We start from the raw sequence: 18,956 nt of genomic DNA on the forward strand, positions 1-18,956 counted from the left end.
GGGCGGCACGGTGTCAAGAGCTTCCTAGTCCAGGAGCGAATTAAGGGCGACTGCCGCGAGAATGAGCCCCGCCAGAATCTGGATAGCACGCGTGACTCGGTCGAGAAGCTTAGGCCGCGACGACAACAACTGGAGGAGCTGGCGCCTGAACAGAATCGCGGCGAGCGCTACGGAGGCGAGCACAAGCGTCACTCCCGCCATCATGACCACGGCGAAAGCGACACCCGCCTCGGGCACGCCTCGCGAGATCGCGAAGGTCATGACGAAGAGGGTCAGCGGGCATGGGATGAGCCCCGCTGCGAATCCTGCAGCCAAGCCGTGGCCATGGACGTGGCCGGTCCCGCGGAAGCCTTGCCATAGCATCCAGACTCCTATGGCGCCGAGCAGCCCGCGGCTGAGGTCCTCAAGAAGCGGCGCGCGACCGACGCTGCCGAGCGTGACGGAGACGAGCGGCAGCGACAGAAGCGCGATCAGGACTGACATGCCAACATGGACAAAGGAGAGCACTAGGGAGACCGTCAGACCGCGCGGCACGCTCGCGCTCGATCCGGTCAGATAGGTCGCGAGCACGGCCTTGCTATGGCCGGGTGTCAGCGCGTGGACGGCGCCGAACAAAACGCCCATGGGAAGATAGGTTGCCAGCAGCGACCAGTCTCCCGACTCGGCGAACGCTTTGATGCGATCGGCAAAGGCGAGATAGATCTCGCGCTGGATCGCTACGAGATCCTGGAACAGCCACATCATGCGGCCAGCTCCGCCGTCGCCGTCGCCAGCACCATGTACCGTGCCGTCTTGGCGATGGCGACCAGCAAGAGAAAGCTCCAGAACGGCTCCCGAAGGACTCCCGCCGCGACGGTGAGCGCGTCACCGCCGACAGGCAGCCACGACAGCAACAGAGTCCATCGACCCCACTTGCCATACCAGGCCGACGCCCGATCCAGAGCAGACGCGGAAACCGGGAACCAGCGGTGTTCCTGGAAACGCTCGACACCGCGTCCGAGCCCCCAGTTAACAACCGCGCCGAGCGTGTTGCTGACGCTTGCGACGGCGACCAGCGGGACGATGGGGTATCCAGCAAGCTGAAGCCCCACCAGCACCGCTTCCGATTGAGCGGGAAGGATCGTGGCCGCTAGAAAGGCGACGGCGAACAGGCCAGACAGCTCAAGGAGTCCTTCCACGCGCCGTCAGCTCCGGCCGGGCCAGGCGACATGCAGGTCGTCGATGACAAAGGCATGCACATGACGGTGCGGTCCGCCAGCCTCAGAAAGGTGCGGATGGTCGGCCGGGAGGTCATGATGGCTGTGTTCTAGTTCCTCGGGATCTGCAGCGGGCCAGACGACCAGCGCAATGCCGATTGCGGCAGCCGCGAGCAAGGCGAGCAACATCGCCGTCGCAGGTAGGCCTAGCGTTGCCCCAGCCCATCCTGCGAGCGGATAAGTGAGCAGCCAGCAGGCATGCGAGAGCGCGAACTGCGCGGCGAAAACCGCCGGGCGGTCCTCGGCGTGCGCCGAGCGCCGCAGTAGTCGGCCTGAAGGGGTCTGCGCCATCGAGTAACCCAACCCGAGCATGAACCAGAGCGGCAAAAGCCACTCGTAGGATTGCAGGGTCGCGGCGGCGAACGTGCCCACCGCAAGCAATCCGGCGCCGCCAAGCATTGCCACACGGTCAGGGAAAGCCTCCAGCAGGCGGGGCAAGGTGAGCGCCGCGAGCATGGAGCCTCCACCGAACGCTCCAAGGGCGACCGCCATCGCCTGCTGGTCGAGCCCGAACGCTGCCTGCACGTAGACGACAGTGTTCACGATCACCAATGCCCCTGCGGAAGCAACCGCGAGGTTGATCGCAAGGAGCCCTCTAAGGCGTGGCGTGGCGAGGTAGATACGGATGCCACGCGTGGTGCGGTCGTAGACACCGCGCGGTTTGGTTGGCTTCGGGCTTGGCAGGGCCACTGTTAGTACGAGAGCGGCCGAGGCGAGGAAGCCGATAACCGTGCCCGCAAACAGGCTATGAAAGGAAATGACGGTCAAGAGCGCAGCGGCTAACATCGGGCTGACGACGCTTTCGAGGTCATACGCGAGCCGGGAGAGCGACAGCGCGCGGGTATATTCCTTCTCGTCGGGAAGAATGTCCGGAATGGTCGCCTGGAACGTCGGCGTGAAGGCGGCCGAGGCCGACTGCAACAGGAAGATCAGGACGTAGACCTGCCATACCTCGGTGACAAAGGGCAGAAACACTGCGACCGCGGCGCGGACGAGATCGAGCACCACCAGCATTGCCCTCCGCGGCACCCGTTCCGTAAACGCAGACGCGACCGGCGCGACGCCGACATAGGCGATCATCTTGATGGCGAGCGCAGTCCCGAGCACCGCACCCGCATTCTCTCCCGCCAGGTCAAAGGCAAGTAGGCCGAGTGCTACGGTCAGCAGTCCCGTGCCGACCAGCGCGATCACCTGGGCGGAGAACAAGTGGCGATAGGTTCGGTTGGAGAGGACGGCCAGCATCAGAGGTACTTCGCAATCTCTTTGAACTCGTCGATTGACCGCCGCCGCTCACGCGCCAGCGGCCCAACCACCTCCTCAAGGCAATGATCGAGATGATCCTGAATGAGCGTCTTCTTGGCCTGTGCAATGGCCTTCTCGACGGCATGGAGCTGCTGGGCGATATCGAGGCAGGGGCGGCCAGCCTCGATCATCTCGATGACGCCGCGTATATGGCCATCGGCTCGCCTCAATCTCTTGACGATTTGCGAGTGTGTTTTGTGAACGTGTGATGCCTGATCCATAGATCGGTCCTATCCTCCTGGAGGGGATAGGACAATCCACTTCGGGAATGAATCCGACCCAAAGACAAAGAGTTGTTAAGATTTTGGTGAGAAACCGTTAACATGTCGAACTGGGTAGGAAGAGCGGTCCTTTCCCTCGTCGTCGCTCTCGCGATGGCGTTCGGTTCGTTGTTGCCGCATGCCGCGCACCCCCCGTCGCAGAACCCGACCGCCCTTGCAACCGAGGCCAAGCGCCACGTTCAGCCTGAAGTGGAAATGGCCGAACACGGTCATAGTCACGAGGACGGGGAGGAGCACGAGCAGGCAGCCGGTCATTCCCACGGCCACAACCCCGCCGACCATTCGCACGAGACGCCGACGGCGCCGCCAGCCAGCGCGCCCGTAGTGCCGGCGCTGGCGCGGACGTGGGTGCCGATGCCACCGCATGTGGCGCATCTCGGCACGAGCTACCGGCTCGAACGTCCTCCGAGACGGATCGTCATTGCCTGATCGCGGCCGCATGCGCGGCTAAAGTCGACAACGACGATTGGAGTATCCATGCAACAACCTTCTCGCGAGGGTCCGCCGCGCTGTGCGCTGGGCCGGTCCACCCTCATTATGCTCGCCGTTCTTGTGGGACAGGCGCTCTTTGCCAGCACAGCCTTCGCGCACGCCGTTGCCGAGGGCGACAAGGGTTACATTCAGGAGATCACCGGGGTTCACCTGATCCCCTTTGTCTATCTCGGAGCCAAGCACATGGTCACCGGATACGACCACATCCTGTTCCTGCTGGGTGTGATCTTCTTCCTCTACCGGCCGAAGCACATCGCCACCTATGTCAGTCTGTTCGCCATCGGACATTCGACGACGATGCTTGCGGGCGTCTACTTCAACATCGGCATCAACAGCTACATCATCGATGCCATCATCGGACTGTCGGTCGTCTACAAAGCGCTCGACAATATGGGGGCCTACCAGCGCTGGTTCGGTTTTCAGCCGAATACCAAGGCGGCGACGCTGATCTTCGGCTTCTTCCACGGCTTCGGATTGTCGACCAAGATCATCGAATACAATATCTCGCCGGATGGTCTGGTGCCGAACCTGCTTGCCTTCAACGTCGGCGTTGAGATCGGCCAGCTTCTTGCGCTGTCGGCGATCCTGATCGTCATCAGCTACTGGCGCTGGAAGCCGAGCTTCTGGAAGCACGCCTACACCATGAACGTCGCGATGATGGCCGCCGGATTCGTTCTCACCGGTTACCAAATCGCCGGCTTCTTCTTCGCGCCTGCCGTCTAAGGATTGACCACATGTACAACACTGACCTTCCCCGTCGGGCGGAACTGCCGACCTCAGCCCAACTCAAGCGTTCCACCTCGATCGCCGGCATCACCGCTACGGCCCTCCTTGCTTTCGTCGTCCTGCCCTCCGAATACGCCGTTGATCCTACCGGCATTGGTCGCGTGCTCGGCCTGACGCAGATGGGCGAAATAAAGGTTCAGCTTGCCACGGAGGCCGAGCTCGACGCGGCCAGTGCAGGCGCTTCCGCCCCTTCTTTATCCGAATCTCAAATTCTCGCGCGTCTGGACCGGATCGAGACCCTGCTCGCAGACGTCGGAGCCGCACAGCCCGCTTCACCTGAGGAGGTGCCCGAGCCAGCATCGACGGTCGCCGCTGTACCCGCACCCATGGTCGCGCCCGCGCCGCAGGTCACGGAGGGACAACCAGCTTCTCCGGAGTGGCAAGACGAGGTGTCGTTCACGCTCGCTCCAGGCGAAGGGGCCGAGTTCAAGCTCGTCATGGACCAGGGGGCGCAAGCAGAGTTCTTCTGGACAGCTAATGGCGCGGTCGTGAACTATGATACACATGGCGACGGAGGAGGTCAGTCCGTTTCCTACGAGAAGGGGCGCGGCGTTGGCGAGCAAGAGGGCGTGCTCGAAGCGGCTTTCACGGGCAATCACGGCTGGTTTTGGAGGAACCGAACTTCTGAGCCGCTGACCATAACCTTGAGGACCCGGGGGGCTTATAGCGAGCTGAAGCGGATGATCTGACGATCATGGCGGTCCGGTCACAGCGGGTGCCTTTCGGAAGCCGGAGATGTCCGCGGCGCGGAAGCACGCTGCAGCTCGATTGTTCCTAAGCAGGGTACGAGACAGTCGTCTGCAGCCACACGCGTGGCTATTTCCCCAGCACCGACTTGATGGTGTGGCCCCCGCCATAAATCGCAAGCCAGAGGCCGGCGAATCCCAGCAGGTGTTCCCATGGGATCGGCACAATCGACGTTCCGGCTGTCGCGTTGGTAACCGGAAGGATGACGCCGTTCCACGACCAGAGGAACAGCAACATCCAGGACATTGCGGGGCGCCATCCCCACGAAAACACGGCGCCCCGCTCGTCCTCCCGGTCCAGCATCTGATTGCGTTGCGAGGTGGCCATGGTGAGATAGGCCACCCACTCGGCGCTCCGCTCGCGCTCGATCGACTGCACCTTGGCGGCAGCATCGGCATCGGCTTCAATCGCCTTCTTCACGGCTTCTGGCGTGGGCTCGGAACCCAAGGCGTGGGCGAGCGCCTCGATCACTCGCGCAGAAGCCTCACCGGCGACGCCGCCAATATGGGTGCGCAGGATCGAGCCGAGGATCGGCGCGCCGAGGCTGACAAGGACGGGAGCCAGGGAGCTAAACATTGGCGGCCTCACGTTCATAGGCGGAGGCGCGGTGGGTGTTGATCACCGCGCGGATGATGAGGAAGGCGAGCGCCGCGAACGCGACGGAGACGACGCCAGCGAGCAGCCAGTCGCCAAGCTGCGCGCCCTGATCGATGGAGATTGCGCCGCCACCGCCAGCGCCAGCCGCTGCCCCGGCCTGCTTACCTGCCTGGGAGCGAGCATTGTTCGCCTCTTCGCCCAACTGCTGCTTGACCCGATCACGGTTGTCGTTCGCGGCCGTCAGGGCCCACGCCACGCCCTTGGCTTCGATATCAGCGACACGACGCGCCCAGCCCTGGCCGAAGGTGTTCCAGATATTCAGCGACCGCATGAAGCTGAGCCGGGTGGCGCAGATGCGCTTTACCGTCTCATGGTCCGGCCCGCCGATCGAAGCGAGCAGCCATTTGCGACCGCGCGAGACGCCGGAGTTCACCGAGGCATCGTAGGTCGCAAGATCGACACCAATCGCCAGCGTCGGCCCACCGCTTGGCACCCAATATTGCTCGAAGTAGATCTGCTCGGCTTCGGCAATCGTGATCTGGCCAACCGGGCGGACCGGCTTGCCTTGCTGGCGCAGCCAGGCGTGGTACACGGCTTCGGTCACGCCATACATTGTCTTGCCGCCGGGATCGGCGGGATGATCAGACCATCCGCCCTCCCACGTCTTGGTCACGTCATGGCAGCGCCGGAATTTGGCCGTGCTCATCGACGGTTCTCCTCTTGATGCTGGACATGAAAAAGCCCGCCTCGAGGGCGGGTGCGGTTGGTCAATCGGTCGGTAGGTAGGTGCAGCTACGGGCTACCGCCGAAGATCTTGAGCTTGATCGCGATGCCGGCGAGCAGCGCCAGCATGATCCCGGTGGTGATCATCCGCACCGAAGTTTGCACGGCAGTCCGCCGCACGAGCCGGATGCATTCCAGTAGCGAGCGGATGTCGCGGATATCTAGGGCGGCCTCCTTGCCCTCCAGCCCCACGTCGGCGAGCGCACGTTTTGCGCCTTCTTCGGCGGCGCGCGCCAGCATCGCCTCAAACTCGACCTCCGGAATGCGAATGAAGCCCTGATCGGAACGGGGGGGTGTCATCATCTCTCCTTTCCCGCTCATCAGCCGACCTTCGCACCCCAAAACGAGGTGTGATCGGTGGCAAAATAGCCATCGGCGACGCGGAACGTGCCCTGCAGCTCGACCGTGTCGCCGGCGCTCAGCGGCACCATCGTCTGCAGCCAGAGCGCAGTAGACTCGGAGACATGGGTTCCCGAGATTTCGCCGGAGGAGCCCCGGATCTCGGCCGTGCCGTTCAGAACCAGGCGACCGCGCATGCGCGCCGTCGTGCTGGAATTGACCTTGTAGAGAAGCGTCGCGCCGAAGAGGTAGGTGCCGGCGACCGGCGCGACGAAACGGTTGTTGCCGGCGTCGAAGGCACCCTGTTCATTGTAGTCCGTGTTGTTGATGCCGATCTTCGTCCAGGTGTCGATGGCGACGTAGTTGTCGTAGTTCGTGTAGGCCTTGAAGCGAGGCAGCCGCGGCTGGTCGACGATGCCGTTTGCGTTGTCGATGATGAAGCCGTCAAAGAAGCTCGAGCCATCCGCCGACACGGCAAGCCTGAACTTGTCCGAGCCGAAGAGCCCAATCAGCGCTTTCGTGACATAGGCGGTCTGGAGCGTGAGCCCGAGGTCGTCGCCGGCCGTTTCCTTGTTCATCGTGTAGAAGAGATCGCCGGTTCCGCCTTCGCCGACGGCCCTGGCTGTCCAGAGCGCGGCGTTGAGCTTGGCGGAGAACGGATTCGCCGCGTCCGCCGTGGTGCCGATACCGAGCAACTCCAGGTTCTGCAGCGCCGCAGGCGTCGTGCTGACCCAATCAGAGCCGTCATAAACGAGCAGCGTGCCTTCATCCTCGATCCAGGACCGCCAGCCGGCCCGCGGCGGCAGGCGCAGCCAGGCGCCGTCGGTCCAGAGCGCCACGTTCAGGTCCCATCCGGACCAGTCGCCGGTTGCGCCAGAGCCGACGATGTACCGATCGCCGTCCGCAGGGATGGCAGGCGGCGTGGTCAGGTCCCGATCAATGACGGAGAGTTGCACCAAACCGTCGAGGAGCCGCAGCGCCTCGTTGTGAGCGACATGCTTCTGGGCCTGTGCCGCCAGGATGTAGGGCAGCAGCAGATGGGTCGTGGCGTCAGACATGGGAAGTCCTTCAGAACGATAGCGTGACAGACTTCGGCGCTCCCCGCCCGACAAGGGAGGAGAGCTGAAAGATCCGGACGGTCAGTGTGTCGCCGGGGGCGAGCGATGCGCCCCAGTCGACGATCTGGTCGGCTGCCGCATAGAGCGCGCTGGTGGTGGTCGCGGTAAGCAGCCGCTTCACGGCGGCGCCGTCGAGAATCTCGACTTCGAATGCTTCGAGTTCCTCGCCCAGCGGCACTTCGAGCGCGCCCCAGCTGTCGGCAGACATCGCGCGGGAACGGCGCGTCCAACGGATCGTCAGATCGCCGGGTATGCGCGGTCTGCGCCAAGGCTGCTCGGTATGGGCGACGGAGAACGGCCGCAGCCCGACGCCTTCGGGTGTGAAGGCCTGCGCAATGTAGGTTTCGTCGCTGACCGGCCGGCTCACCGGACCGATGCGCCAGTTCCACGGCAACCCGAGATCTGCCTCGGCGATCGGCAGCGATGCAAGGCTGTCGTCGAGCACCACCACTCTCACGCCTGCGGGAGCCGGATTGCCCATCGCACTTTCGGTGCCGCGCTGGCCGCGCAGGAGCCGCGTCAGCCGGTAGCGGCCCGGCGCGATCAGCTCGGCCGCGCCTGCCTGCACGATCTCCCACGTACCCGGTGCGCTCTCAATGGCGAGTGCGTTGGCGCCGCCGAAGAGCGTGAGATCGGTGACACTCTCCAGCGTTCCCGACAGCAGGTCGACCACCAGCACATTGCCAAGGTCGAAGCGCGAGGTGGGCCCGGCGTAGAAGTCTGAGACCAGGGTGCCGATCCGGGCGCGCGAGCCGAGGCTCGTGAGCAGCTCGAATCCATTCGTCGAGGCGCTGCGGAACACCGCGATCTCGCCGGGCCATGGCGTAGCGTGGGCCGCCGCGAAGGGCCTGTGCGCAGGCTGGTTCTCGGTCAGCTGCGGCAGATCGAGAAGCACCGCCTCGGGTGCGCCGAACACCACGGCCTTCGAGAGCGCCGCAGGGCGCGGCGCCCCTGGCGGCAGATCGTAGGCCTCCCGGTCCTGGCAAAGAGCCTCGATGCTCCGCGCCTCCGCATCCGCGATCGAGACGATGCGCAGCGGAACCGATCGGCTGTCGTGATCAACCGTCACGACATCGGACGGGTCGAGCGCCAGCCTCGAAGGCGGCAGGCGGAAGACAGCGCTCTCGCGTCCGGACCAGGCTTCCATGAGCGCGCGTCGGCAGCGTCGTTCGGCCTCCTCGGGCGACACGGCAAAGGGGAAGGTCTCGGAGGCGATACGGGTCGTGTCCACGGTGATGCGCCGGGCCTCGACCTGTGCGGCCTCGTAGTCCTCGTCGGCGCGGGCCACCTGCCATTTCAGTGCCTGCGGGAGCTCGGTTTCCTGACTGCGGGTGAGTTCCAGGATGTCGCCCTCCCGCTGGGCAGCCAGACCGTCAAGCGACAGGTTCGCGACCGCGGCCCGCCCCCGCATGACGAAGCGGATCACGCCCTCGCTCTCGACGGCATCGAAGCCGAAGTGGCGGGCGAGCGTTGTGATCGAGGCGCGCGGGCTTTCAAGCGCGCCGATCGCGTAGCCCTCGATCGCACCCCAAAGGCCGGAGACGTCGATGCGGTCCTCGGGCATCCCGGCCCGAAGGGAGAGATGCCGAACGAGTGCGGCCAGCGACACGGCCCCGAGCCGCCCGGTCAGCCAGTGCCCGAGTCGCCAGTTCGGACCGTCGGTCCAGACGTCGGTCAGCTCGGGGAAGAACGGATAAGGCCGCGCGTCCCACGTCCATGCCGCGCATTCGGGGACGTGTACCATGCGGTCGCCATAGATCGACGACACCGGGTTGTTCGCCCCATCGCTCCAGAAGAGATAGGTCGCCTCGAGATAGGCCCGCTGTATCGCGTCATCGCGCCAGCCGCGCGAAAAGTGCGGTACGAAACTCTCCGACGACTTCGGATCGAAGAACATGTACGGCTGGTTGGTGCCGCGGTCGATGGCCGGGCAGCCGAGTTCGGTAAAGCGGATAGGCTTCGACTCGGGCGTCCACGCCGTCGGCGCTCCGGCCTCCACCCCGCCTGGACGGTCGTAGTGCGGGTTCGACCACCAGGCGCGCAGATCCTTGTAGCGGAAGACCCACGGCTTGCCGGCGGCGCCATCGGTGATCGGTGTCCGCACCTGCGCCGAGCGATCGGCCGCGCTGGCGTAGAACCAGTCGAGGCCTTCGCCGCCGGCGATGTTCGCCTGCAGGTAGGCGCGGTCGTAGATCGCCGGCCAGCCATCTTGGGCATCCAGATGCTCGAAACCATCGCGCCAGTCGGAGACCGGCATGTAGTTGTCGATCCCGACGAAATCGACATTTCCGTCAGCCCAGAGCGGGTCGAGGTGGAAGAAAACGTCTCCGGATCCATCTGCGGGTTGGTGCCCGAAATACTCGCTCCAATCCGCGGCGTAACTGATCTCGGTCGCACCGCCGAGGATGCTGCGCACATCGGCCGCCAGATCGCGGAAGGCCAGCACTGCCGGATAGGTGCTGGCGCCCGAGCGGATGGTGGTCAGCCCACGCATTTCGGTGCCGATCAGGAAGGCGTCGACGCCGCCCGCCGCCGCACAGAGATGGGCGTAGTGCAGCACCATGCGGCGCAGACCCCAGTCCCCGGAGGCACCGATCCAGGAGACGGTCTCGCCAGATACCGCGAAGTCGGACGAACTGGCCCCGCCGAAGAACGCCGCGACCTGTGTGCCCGCCGTGGCAGTCTTGTCGACGCTGCCAGTATAACCGGCCGCGGGCGAACAGGTGATCCGGCCGCGCCACGGGAAGATGGGCTGACCAGTCTCGGCGGCGTTGTCCGAGTACGGGTTCGGCAAGGTGTTCACGGGCGGAACATCCATCAGGATGAAGGGATAGAAGGTGACGCGCAGGCCGCGGGCCTTCATCTCCTTGATCGCCTGCACCACGGCGAAGTCGGCGGGGGTCCCGCCATAGACCGGCCGGTCCTTTTCAACGCGACTGACCAGATGGGCAGCAGCCCGGCTGACGCCGTTGACGCTCCACGTCTTCGGTCTCGTGGTCTTCTCCGCGTATTCGACGCCGGGCCTGATCTGGCACGCCCCCGCGCGCAGATCGTTGCCGAACCAGGCGACGACCAGGCTGACGCTTTCGACCTTCGGCGCCATGGCCTGCAGCCGGTCGAGTGCCACCATCATGTCGGCCGTGTCCGTTAGCGCGTTGAGGTTTTCCGCGACCTGAGCGCCGCTGCCGCCCTTGCGTACGCCGTCGGTGGCGTAGGTGAACTCGCCCGAGGCCGGGATCATCGTCACGGCGCGGGTCAGACCCTCGGCGGTATCCGGATCAGCGAGCGGCCGGAAGATCTCGAAGGAGAGCTGCGGCAGGCGATTGCCGTAGTTGCCGAGCGGCAGCTCTTCGAAGACGACATAGGCGGTACCGCGATAGGCGGGCGTGCTGGCGGCGCCCATCTTGGCCGAAATGAACGGGTCGGCGGTCTGTGTCTCGTCACCCGGATACCAGCGCCAGGTGATCCCGGCAGTATCAAGCAGCTTGCCATCGGCCCAGATGCGACCGATCCCGGTGATCGGACCTTCACACACGGCAACGGCGAAGGAGGCATAGTAGAGATATTCGGTGGTCTGAACCTTGCCGCCGCCACCACCCTTGCCGCCGCCCTGCGTGGTTGTGCTGATCTCCTCGCGGAAGTCGGTCGCCCAGACGATGTTGCCGCCCATCCGCATTCGTCCGTAGACACGCGGGATGACGGCTCCCTCGGTGGCCGAGGTGATGCGCAAGCTGTCGAGCCGCGGGCCTTCGATCCGCTGGGTGGGCGCCAGCGAGGAAATGATCCAGCTGTCGACGACCGAACCAATGGCGGAGCCGACGAAGCCGCCAATCGTCGCCGCGCTCACGCCGAGGATGGCCCCGCCGATGCTGCCGCCGATGGCAGCGCCAGCCACGCCGAGAACGAGAGTTGCCATGGTGGATCAGATCTTTTCCGGGAAGAGGAAGGCGAAGGCGATGCGCCGGTGCCAGGATTGCGTGAGTGGCACTTCGATTACGCCCAGCTGCTCATAGGCGTGGAGGAAGCTGTTGGGCGCGGTCAGGATCCCGACATGCTTGGCGATGGCGCGGGGCTTCATTCGGAAGACGACCAGCGCGCCGGGACCGGCATACGAGGGTTCGACCTCGATCATCATGCGCCGTGCGCCCTCGGCCAGAACTTCGCGGGGGCCAGTTTCACCCCAGTCGCGGCTATAGGGCGGCATCGTGAACGGCTCGGACCCCACCACCTCGCGCCAAACCCCGCGAGCGAGCCCAAGGCAGTCGCAACCCACACCTTTGAGGGACGCCTGATCGTGATATGGCGTGCCAAGCCAGGAGCGCGCGGCGGTGATGATGCGCTCTGGATCGGCGGGGATCACAACACCCCTCCGTCATGGCCGCCATCTCTTGTGGCGTAGCGCAGGATGGTGTCCTGGCCTGGGATGTGCGGAAAGCCCCGGAAGTTGGCCGTGTTGGCGAACTTCGTCCCGCAGGTCTCGATGCGCTTGTCGCAGCCGGCGCGGATGGTGAAACCGTCGCTCTCGTCGATCGCGCGCACCGGTGCTTCCAGCAGTGTCAGCACCGCGACTCCGTCCGTGAGGTCATGGCCCAGCACCTCGGTGCGCCGCCCGGCGTTCGCGCCGCTCGTCCACTCCAGTGTGCCGAAGGTGAACCAGCCGGAGGTAAAACCGCCGAGCCCCGAGGCGGTGAAGGCGCGATCGCGCAGCAGATCGATGACGGTGCCCGTGCCCTTGTAGGTCAGGTCGTCCAGGTCGACCCCGCATCGGATATCACCGAGAGCGGCATCGCATGTCGCCTGAAACGTCCGTCCGACAGTTTGGCCGAGCACATGGGCAAGCGAACGCACCTCGGCGACGAAGGCCAGCCGCCCGCGCCGGATCTGGCCGATGGCCCCGCGCCGCATCAGGACGCGCTGGCCGGTGTCGGTCCAGTTCACGCGCCAGACCTCCACCTCGGCATTGTCCCAGCGGCCGTCGAGAATGTCCGTCTCGGTGATGCGGTCGGAGGTCAGCACGCCCTCAGCATCCTGCGCATCGACGGACAGGTCCGAGCCCGAACGCACCTCAGATGCCGTGAGTCCGCTCTCGGGCTCGAAGTCGGTGCTGTCGAAGGTCAGCGTCCGGTCATGATCGGTGAAGCCGAAGGTGACACCGTCGGCACGGGTAATCCGCCAGCACCAGGCGAGCGTCGTGGTGCCCTCATCAAGATGTGCCTGGAAGTTTGGGTCGAGCGACTTCATCGCCGGATCTCCAGAAGCGGAATGGACGTGATCGAGCCGAGCCGCTCGAGGTCGAGCGTCACGTCGAGCGCGTCGGTGTCGAAGCGGACGGGTACGTCGAATTCGAAGCCCGCAGTGATGGCGACACCAGCGCCCGGCGCGGCGCTGAAGCTGACGACGCCGGTCGTGGTATCGACCGACCAGCCGGAAACCTGCTCGACGCCTCCCAGTGCGATGCGCACGGTGCCCGCCACTGGCTTGGCGATGGCGCGCGTCCACGATTGCGCCCCGGAGGCGTAGTGCTTCACCAGCTGGAAAGCGGTCGTCGCACCATCGCCGGTGCCGATAGCTTGGTCGCTCGGTGATGGCGCACCCGAGGGCAGGCACGACTTGTGATCGCCCCAGTCCTTGAAGCGGAAGCCGTGGAGCCGCCCGTTGCGCGCCTCGAAGAACGCGACGACCACCGCCAGGTCATCGGCGCGACGGATGCCGTAGGCGACGTCATATCGACGGCGCGAGTTCGCCCAGCTGGCGTTGCGCTCCTCGTCGCCTGAGGCGAGCTCGACGATCTGCGTGCGCCGCTCGGGACCGCCGCGTGCGCCCCTGCTGATATTGTCGGGAAATCGGATCTCGTGAAACGCCATCACATGCCCCTCCGGCCGAGCGACACGGCGCGGGCAATGTCGGCCGCGACCTGGGTGCGTGACTGGCGGAAGCTCTCGGCGTCGCGGGCCATGATCGTGATGTTGACCCCGCCCGTCCCGTAGCTCTGCGCTTCGCGCCTCGAGAGCACCCGCTCGCCCCGCTGGAGGATAGCGGGCACCTCATCATGGCGAAGACCCACGGTTCCCCCGGAGTGCATCCGGGGCGCTGCGGCGAAGGCGAGCGCAGGCACCATGCGTGCCGGTCCGGCAGCTCCGACGATGCCGCCCGCGTGCAGCACATTGGCGAACAGGCCACCAGCCTGGCCGAGGATGCCGCCCAGCGCATTCGCGATTGGACCGAGGATGAACCGCCGTGCCGCGAGCTTGGCGAGATCGGCAATGAGCGACGTGACGAGGTCGGTGAAATTGAGCTTGCCCGTTTTCACGAACTCGCCGACGGCGTTCTCCGCCGACTGGAAGGCGCTAACGAGGCTCTGGCCGATATCGCCACCGATCTCGCGCGCCTTGCTGGCGTAGTCCGACAGCGCCGCCGTGACCGCCTGCCACCCTGTGACGGCGGCCTCGGTGTCGGGCTTCGCAGCGGCGGCCGCCGTTCCGGCGGCAGCACCTGCTTCTGTGGCTGCGCGCCCGGCATCGCCGAGCGCGCTTTCGAAGCGTTCGGCTGCATCCGTGGCATCGGTCAGCGCAGAACCTTCGGGTTCACTGGCGCGCGATAGTGCCTGACGCAGCGCTTCGATCGAGCTGAGGGGCGCTACTGCGGCATTTGCTGCTGCCCTCGCAGAAGCCGCGAGGCGATCTGCCTCTGCGCTCGCCTCCGCAGCCGCGCCAGCCGTTTCGTAGAAGGCAGACCCGGCGCTGACCGCCGCTCCATAGACGGCAAGCATGGTGGACTCCATGCCGGGAATGCCGTCAAGGCCGCGCGCCACAGCGTGGAGGAAATCCGCCCAGGTTTTCTGGATGTTTTCGAGCGCTGAAAGCCAGCCTGCGCGAATGGAAGCCCACACCGATTGAAGGGAGAGCGAAAGCGACTGACCGCCCAGCTTGATCCGATCCCAGACCTCCGAAGCGACATCGCCCAGCAGGGCCATCGCATTGCCGAAACCACCGGCGCCTTGGGCAAGTTGGGTAAACTGATAAATCAGTTCGCCAGCGCCAACGATGAGCGCACCAATGCCGGTGCGGATGAGCGCCCCGCGTAGAACAACGAGCGCTGTCGCGAGGCCGCGAACCGACAGCGCCGCTGCTGCCAGTCCCGCAACCCACCGGCCGCCGAGGAAGGCGGCGAAGGTCGCGGCATATGTGGTCAGGCGACCGATGTTGTCGAAGAGACCACGAATGGCAATGCCGAGCGGACCGGTGCGGCTGGCGACCGCCGCCATGGCATTGGCGACGGCTTCCAGCGCCGGCGCGGCGGCAACGGCCAGCTGGTTTGACAGCCCGCGCCAGATCAGCCCGAGCCGTGAAATCGCGTCGTTCGTGCGCTCGATCTGATCGGCATCCTGCTCCGAGACCACGACCCCGAAGGCGAGCACGTCCTCGGTCGCCTGGCGCAGCGTCGCAGTGTCGATCCGGCTCATGGCGATGGAGCCTTCCTCGCCGAAGAGCTGACCAGCCACGGCGGCACGCTCGGCAGCGGGGACGAACTGCTCGATGGCGGCGTTGATCGCGCCGACGCGCTGATCCAGCGGCAGGGCGATCAGCTCGCCGGCCGAGAGCCCAAGACGGTCCAGCGCGTCGGCAGCCGGGCCGGTGCCGGCGGCCGCCTGGCTGAGACGCCGCGTCAGATCCTTCGTCGCCTGTTCGATGCCGGACATCGAGACGCCTGCCAGCTCGCCCGCGCGCTCCAGCGTCTGGATCGAAGCGACGGTAGTGCCCAGGGACTGTGCAAGTTTCGCCTGCGCATCGACCGTCTGGAGCCCAGAGCGCATCATTGCCATGCCAGCAGCAGCAGCGGCGGCCACGGCGGCGGCAGCAGCTACAGCGACACGGCGGGAGAACGCTGCGAGCCGGACGTTGGCTGCCTCCATCTCACGGTTGAGCCGCCCGAAGCCGCGCGATCCGGCTTCGCCGACGCCCTCGAGCTCGGCGCGCACCTGCCGGCCGCCGACCGCCGCGAGCCGGACGGAGACACGCTTCTCAGCCATTGGGACGTTCCACTTGTTCGTTGAGCTTGACCACCATCACTGCCTCGATGACGGGCAGCAGTTCGGCAATGGCGCGCGGTGGCACGCCGAGCGCGTCGCCGAGCGCCAGCGCGGCCGACATGTCCCAGCCGATCACCGCGCCCGGCAGGACGCGCAGCTGGCCGCCGAGACGCCCGACGAGGTCCCAGACCTGCCAACCCTCCGGAGTTTCCGGACGGTTCAGCCGCGCCGGGCAGTCCGGGCAGGTTTGCGGGCAGGCTTCGCAGTAGCGCTCGCCCCCACCGAAGGACCATTCGGCGAGAGCGCGGAGGCGTTTTTTTCCTGTTCCAGCAGCAAACCCTTCGAGACATAGGTCAGCTGGAAGGCCTCGAAGATCGGCCAGATGTCGAGCAGCGCGTCGATGCCCTCGGGGCTGGGGTCGATCAGGTTGCTGTCGGCATCGCCGATACCCTCCCAGGCGAGCACCGCCCGCCTCGCCAGCGCTTTGGCGAAGGCGACGGCACGCTCCTCGTCGGAGGCTTCTTCCGAAACCGCCTCAATGATTGGATCGCTGCGCGTCGCCACCATCAGCGCAGTGGTCAGCGGGCGCAACTGCACCCGCACGCCTGGCGCCAGATCATGCCAGCGCGGCGCGTTCGTCAGGTCGAGAGTCAGCATTAATAGGTCTCCACATCGTTCACGAGAGTGGCGGTGCACATCCTGCCGACGGTGCTGTCCCGCGCGGCTTGCCAGTCGAAAGTGGCCTGCACGCCCTGCGGCCCGGAGATCTCGATGCGCGGACGCGGCAGGTAGACGGCGTGCACGGTAAAGGTGAAGCTCTCGCTCGAGGGCAGCGCATAGGCGAACTCGAATTCACAAGGCTCGCCATTGATTGCCTGCGTCACCAGCGTGCTGTCGGCGAAGCGCACCTCGATGGAGCCCGTCAGCGTCGCTATGGACGGGTCCGCCCCGTCGATGCGGCCATCTGCCCGAATCGTCTCGATCCGGTCGAGGTTGTTGGCGTAGGTGATATCGGCGGAGACGACGTTGCCGAGCGCGGACCCGTTCCGCGTGATCGACCCGTTGAAATGGCCGAAGCGTTTGAGCTCCAACGCTGCGGGCGTCCCGGCGCTAGTGGTCGCGCCCACCGTCTCACCCTGCGCCACCAGCCGAGCCGTTGCGGTGAGCAGCCCCGAGCGCTGCATCTGCCAGGTGATCTGGTCGAGCACGCAGCCCGAATACATCGCATAGCGCGGCACCTCGGGCATGCCCGTCTCGATCGACATGCTGGGCAGCGTCCACGACCCCGACTGGAACTCGTGGCTGTATGGGGCTTCCGCGCCTGTGGTCGTCGGCGGTCCGAACGCCGCCTTCAGCCAGAAGCCGAATGCTTCAGCATCCAGCGGCACCAGGACGTCGCCGTCGGCCGTCACCGCGTCCTTGATCGGGGCCAAAGGATCGCGGCCGTAGCCGAGCAGCTCCGAGTTCAGCAGAGGCTGTTCTGCGCCGAGCGAGGTGCTGGCGAAGGGCATGCGGGTGAAACCGCTGGCGGGCGGCGTTCCATAGGTCGTCTCGAACGCAAGCGCCATCTGCGCCCGCGCCCCTTGGGCTCGTGCCATGGTGGTCTCCTCAGGTTGTCGGGATCAGCCGAGCGGGTCGGCCGTGGTGTAGTGCAGGACGACCGGGATCACGGCGGCCTTCAGGCTGGCGGCGCCCTCGACCGGCAGATCGACCGGTCGCGGCGCTTCCGCCTCCAGCCAGTCGCAACGACCGCCCAACGTGCGGTCGGCGGTGAGTGCCGTGCCGATGCTGGCGCACAACGTGTCGAATGCGGCGTCACGCGCAGCGCCTTGGACAACCGCCTCGATCTCGGCCCGGTGCTGGTAATGGTAGCGCAGGGGCGACAACGTCACCTCCGGCTCGCCCGGCTCACCGTCGCGCAGGATCAGCAGGCCCTCGGCCGGGACGCGCTCCGGCAGCACATCGCCGCGCAGAGCGGTGGAGGGCAGCGCCGAGAGCCGCGCGTGCAGCGCGGCGAGGATGGTTTCGCGTGAGGTGGGCATGGCGACCACAAACTGAGGTTGGATCGGAATACCGATCTTTGTTCCGGTCTGAACCGAAGCCTTCTGGTTCCACCGTCAGGCGGGAATTGCGCCTACCTTCTTCGCTCTTTCTACGAGTGCAGCATATTTCACGCCGTTCCCGGATGGAAAATGCATGCACCACGCCGCCAAAAACTGCTTCTCTCGCTCGAGGTCCTTGGCCTTGCTGAGAAGCACGGCCACACGCATCGGATAGTGAGGTGCCGGCGTCTCGCCGATTTCGAGATAGCGCTTGAACGCGTCCGAAACCGTACTGCATTGCCATGCGAGATCCTGATCAGCCTCCTTCATGAAAGCTCGAAAGGATTCCTCGTCCTGGCTCAGGAACTCCGGCGCTCCGGATGCCTGACCGTAAGTGGTTCCGCCGTCGAGCATCTTCGCGGTGGCATCACGCATCGCGCGACTGTATCGCCTTTCCACCTCACTCGGATCCACTACGGGGGTTTCGGCGAACAGTCGGATCAGATCATCGACTTTCCGAGAAAGCTCGGTCGATAACTGACTGTCCGACACCGGCGTTCTTTTTGGCGGTCGCTTCGCCTGTTTGATTTCGATCCGCGCTGCGACTTCTTCGGCCAGCCTTGCGAGCGCGGATTTCTGTCGCTCAGCCAGAGAAATGAGGTTCGCTGAAACACCGGCGTTCCGGTATTCTGCGATCTGCCAATCCAGTTGCTTCAGATGACTCGCGATCTTGGCCTCGGGCTTTCGGAGGGCCGTGATGCCGAGATCTTTGTTCTCCGCGAGAAATCGCTGCAGCTCCTCGATCGTAAGCGAGCGTTCTTGAATGTGCGCTTCCCAGCGCTGCCGACGATCCTCAGTGGTGGAGGCGGAAAGGGACTGGTGGCGAGATGGTTCGCCTCGGAAGTGGGCCAGCGCTTCTTCTTGCGCCTCCCTTTCGGTAGCGTACGCGTCGGAGAAGTGTGGGTCTTCCCGATCGCCGACGTCCGCAATGCAGTATTTCCAACCGCGGTCCTGCTGAAAGACCGTTATGCGCGTCGAACCCTCGACCAACGTCGGGTTGCCGTTCTCTGAGACCGTCCACCGATTGGCAGAGCTCGGCGACTGAGCGGAACTCGATCTCTCTCGTCCGAACAACCACTTGAAAAACGCCATCTTCAGCCTCCTGAGCGTCATCCTCCTGCATG

21 protein-coding genes are annotated in these 18,956 nt (G+C 65.4%); 3 read left to right on the forward strand and 18 right to left on the reverse strand.

All coding sequences use genetic code 11. The features are described 5' to 3' along the window. Positions 1-24: 24 nt before the first annotated feature. The 4 genes from HNR59_RS08640 to HNR59_RS08655 are packed head-to-tail and all read right to left on the reverse strand — an operon-like array spanning position 25 to position 2,779. Positions 25-744, reverse strand: a complete 720-nt coding sequence (locus HNR59_RS08640; RefSeq protein WP_425488632.1) for a HoxN/HupN/NixA family nickel/cobalt transporter — start codon at positions 742-744, stop codon at positions 25-27. Beyond that, positions 741-1,178 carry a VTT domain-containing protein gene (locus HNR59_RS08645; protein WP_183828692.1) on the reverse strand — a complete coding sequence of 146 codons (438 nt, stop codon included), beginning with the start codon at positions 1,176-1,178 and terminating at the stop codon, positions 741-743. Before HNR59_RS08645 ends, HNR59_RS08640 begins: the two co-directional genes overlap by 4 nt. 6 nt (positions 1,179-1,184) lie before the next feature. After that, the gene (locus HNR59_RS08650) at positions 1,185-2,498 is read right to left on the reverse strand and encodes an MFS transporter (RefSeq protein WP_183828695.1); all 1,314 of its coding nucleotides are present in this window, start codon (positions 2,496-2,498) and stop codon (positions 1,185-1,187) included. Continuing rightward, positions 2,498-2,779, reverse strand: a complete 282-nt coding sequence (locus HNR59_RS08655) for a metal-sensing transcriptional repressor (RefSeq protein WP_183828698.1) — start codon at positions 2,777-2,779, stop codon at positions 2,498-2,500. The genes HNR59_RS08650 and HNR59_RS08655 overlap by 1 nt, the downstream gene beginning before the upstream one ends. 102 nt (positions 2,780-2,881) lie before the next feature. Between HNR59_RS08655 and HNR59_RS08660 the strand changes: the two genes are divergently transcribed. Genes HNR59_RS08660 through HNR59_RS08670 form a run of 3 tightly spaced genes read left to right on the forward strand, consistent with a single transcriptional unit; the run spans position 2,882 to position 4,806 of the window. Beyond that, positions 2,882-3,268, forward strand: a complete 387-nt coding sequence (locus HNR59_RS08660; protein ID WP_183828701.1) for a hypothetical protein — start codon at positions 2,882-2,884, stop codon at positions 3,266-3,268. Between the two features lie 48 nt (positions 3,269-3,316). Continuing rightward, positions 3,317-4,054, forward strand: coding sequence for a HupE/UreJ family protein (locus HNR59_RS08665; protein WP_183828704.1), 738 nt, complete (start codon positions 3,317-3,319; stop codon positions 4,052-4,054). A gap of 11 nt (positions 4,055-4,065) precedes the next feature. Continuing rightward, the gene (locus HNR59_RS08670) at positions 4,066-4,806 is read left to right on the forward strand and encodes a hypothetical protein (protein ID WP_183828707.1); all 741 of its coding nucleotides are present in this window, start codon (positions 4,066-4,068) and stop codon (positions 4,804-4,806) included. A 127-nt stretch (positions 4,807-4,933) separates the two neighbouring features. On the opposite strand, the gene HNR59_RS08675 is transcribed toward HNR59_RS08670, so the two are convergent. The 14 genes from HNR59_RS08675 to HNR59_RS08740 all read right to left on the reverse strand — a co-directional run bounded on the left by HNR59_RS08675 (position 4,934) and on the right by HNR59_RS08740 (position 18,924). Continuing rightward, entirely contained in the window at positions 4,934-5,440 is a 507-nt protein-coding gene (locus HNR59_RS08675; RefSeq protein WP_183828710.1) for a hypothetical protein, read from the reverse strand. Continuing rightward, positions 5,433-6,167 carry a glycoside hydrolase family 108 protein gene (locus HNR59_RS08680; RefSeq protein ID WP_183828712.1) on the reverse strand — a complete coding sequence of 245 codons (735 nt, stop codon included), beginning with the start codon at positions 6,165-6,167 and terminating at the stop codon, positions 5,433-5,435. The genes HNR59_RS08675 and HNR59_RS08680 overlap by 8 nt, the downstream gene beginning before the upstream one ends. An 86-nt stretch (positions 6,168-6,253) precedes the next feature. Continuing rightward, positions 6,254-6,547: a DUF6127 family protein gene (locus HNR59_RS08685; protein WP_246374544.1), complete on the reverse strand. Its 294-nt coding sequence runs from the start codon at positions 6,545-6,547 to the stop codon at positions 6,254-6,256. A gap of 17 nt (positions 6,548-6,564) precedes the next feature. Continuing rightward, complete coding sequence (locus tag HNR59_RS08690; protein WP_183828715.1) at positions 6,565-7,641, reverse strand: DUF2793 domain-containing protein; 1,077 nt, start codon at positions 7,639-7,641, stop codon at positions 6,565-6,567. A 10-nt stretch (positions 7,642-7,651) separates the two neighbouring features. Next, entirely contained in the window at positions 7,652-11,617 is a 3,966-nt protein-coding gene (locus HNR59_RS08695) for a baseplate multidomain protein megatron (RefSeq protein ID WP_183828718.1), read from the reverse strand. Positions 11,618-11,623: 6 nt separating this feature from the next. After that, positions 11,624-12,061, reverse strand: a complete 438-nt coding sequence (locus HNR59_RS08700; protein WP_183828720.1) for an NlpC/P60 family protein — start codon at positions 12,059-12,061, stop codon at positions 11,624-11,626. Next, positions 12,058-12,942, reverse strand: coding sequence for a DUF2163 domain-containing protein (locus tag HNR59_RS08705; protein ID WP_183828723.1), 885 nt, complete (start codon positions 12,940-12,942; stop codon positions 12,058-12,060). Before HNR59_RS08705 ends, HNR59_RS08700 begins: the two co-directional genes overlap by 4 nt. Continuing rightward, positions 12,939-13,565 carry a DUF2460 domain-containing protein gene (locus HNR59_RS08710; protein ID WP_183828727.1) on the reverse strand — a complete coding sequence of 209 codons (627 nt, stop codon included), beginning with the start codon at positions 13,563-13,565 and terminating at the stop codon, positions 12,939-12,941. The genes HNR59_RS08705 and HNR59_RS08710 overlap by 4 nt, the downstream gene beginning before the upstream one ends. Next, a complete protein-coding gene (locus HNR59_RS08715) occupies positions 13,565-15,730 on the reverse strand; it encodes a phage tail tape measure C-terminal domain-containing protein (protein ID WP_183828730.1) in 2,166 nt (721 codons plus the stop codon). Before HNR59_RS08715 ends, HNR59_RS08710 begins: the two co-directional genes overlap by 1 nt. After that, positions 15,723-15,851, reverse strand: coding sequence for a DUF7697 family protein (locus HNR59_RS20910; RefSeq protein WP_281379419.1), 129 nt, complete (start codon positions 15,849-15,851; stop codon positions 15,723-15,725). The genes HNR59_RS08715 and HNR59_RS20910 overlap by 8 nt, the downstream gene beginning before the upstream one ends. Positions 15,852-15,949: 98 nt before the next feature. Next, positions 15,950-16,387 (reverse strand): hypothetical protein, encoded by a 438-nt coding sequence (locus HNR59_RS08725; RefSeq protein WP_183828733.1) that lies wholly within the window; start codon positions 16,385-16,387, stop codon positions 15,950-15,952. After that, a complete protein-coding gene (locus HNR59_RS08730) occupies positions 16,387-17,328 on the reverse strand; it encodes a phage tail tube protein (protein ID WP_183828736.1) in 942 nt (313 codons plus the stop codon). The genes HNR59_RS08725 and HNR59_RS08730 overlap by 1 nt, the downstream gene beginning before the upstream one ends. A 24-nt stretch (positions 17,329-17,352) precedes the next feature. Continuing rightward, the gene (locus HNR59_RS08735) at positions 17,353-17,772 is read right to left on the reverse strand and encodes an acyl-CoA transferase (protein WP_183828739.1); all 420 of its coding nucleotides are present in this window, start codon (positions 17,770-17,772) and stop codon (positions 17,353-17,355) included. A gap of 75 nt (positions 17,773-17,847) precedes the next feature. Continuing rightward, entirely contained in the window at positions 17,848-18,924 is a 1,077-nt protein-coding gene (locus tag HNR59_RS08740; protein ID WP_183828742.1) for a hypothetical protein, read from the reverse strand. Positions 18,925-18,956: the final 32 nt, after the last annotated feature.

Origin of the sequence: Aquamicrobium lusatiense (assembly GCF_014201615.1) — a bacterium.
GTDB lineage: Bacteria > Pseudomonadota > Alphaproteobacteria > Rhizobiales > Rhizobiaceae > Mesorhizobium > Mesorhizobium lusatiense.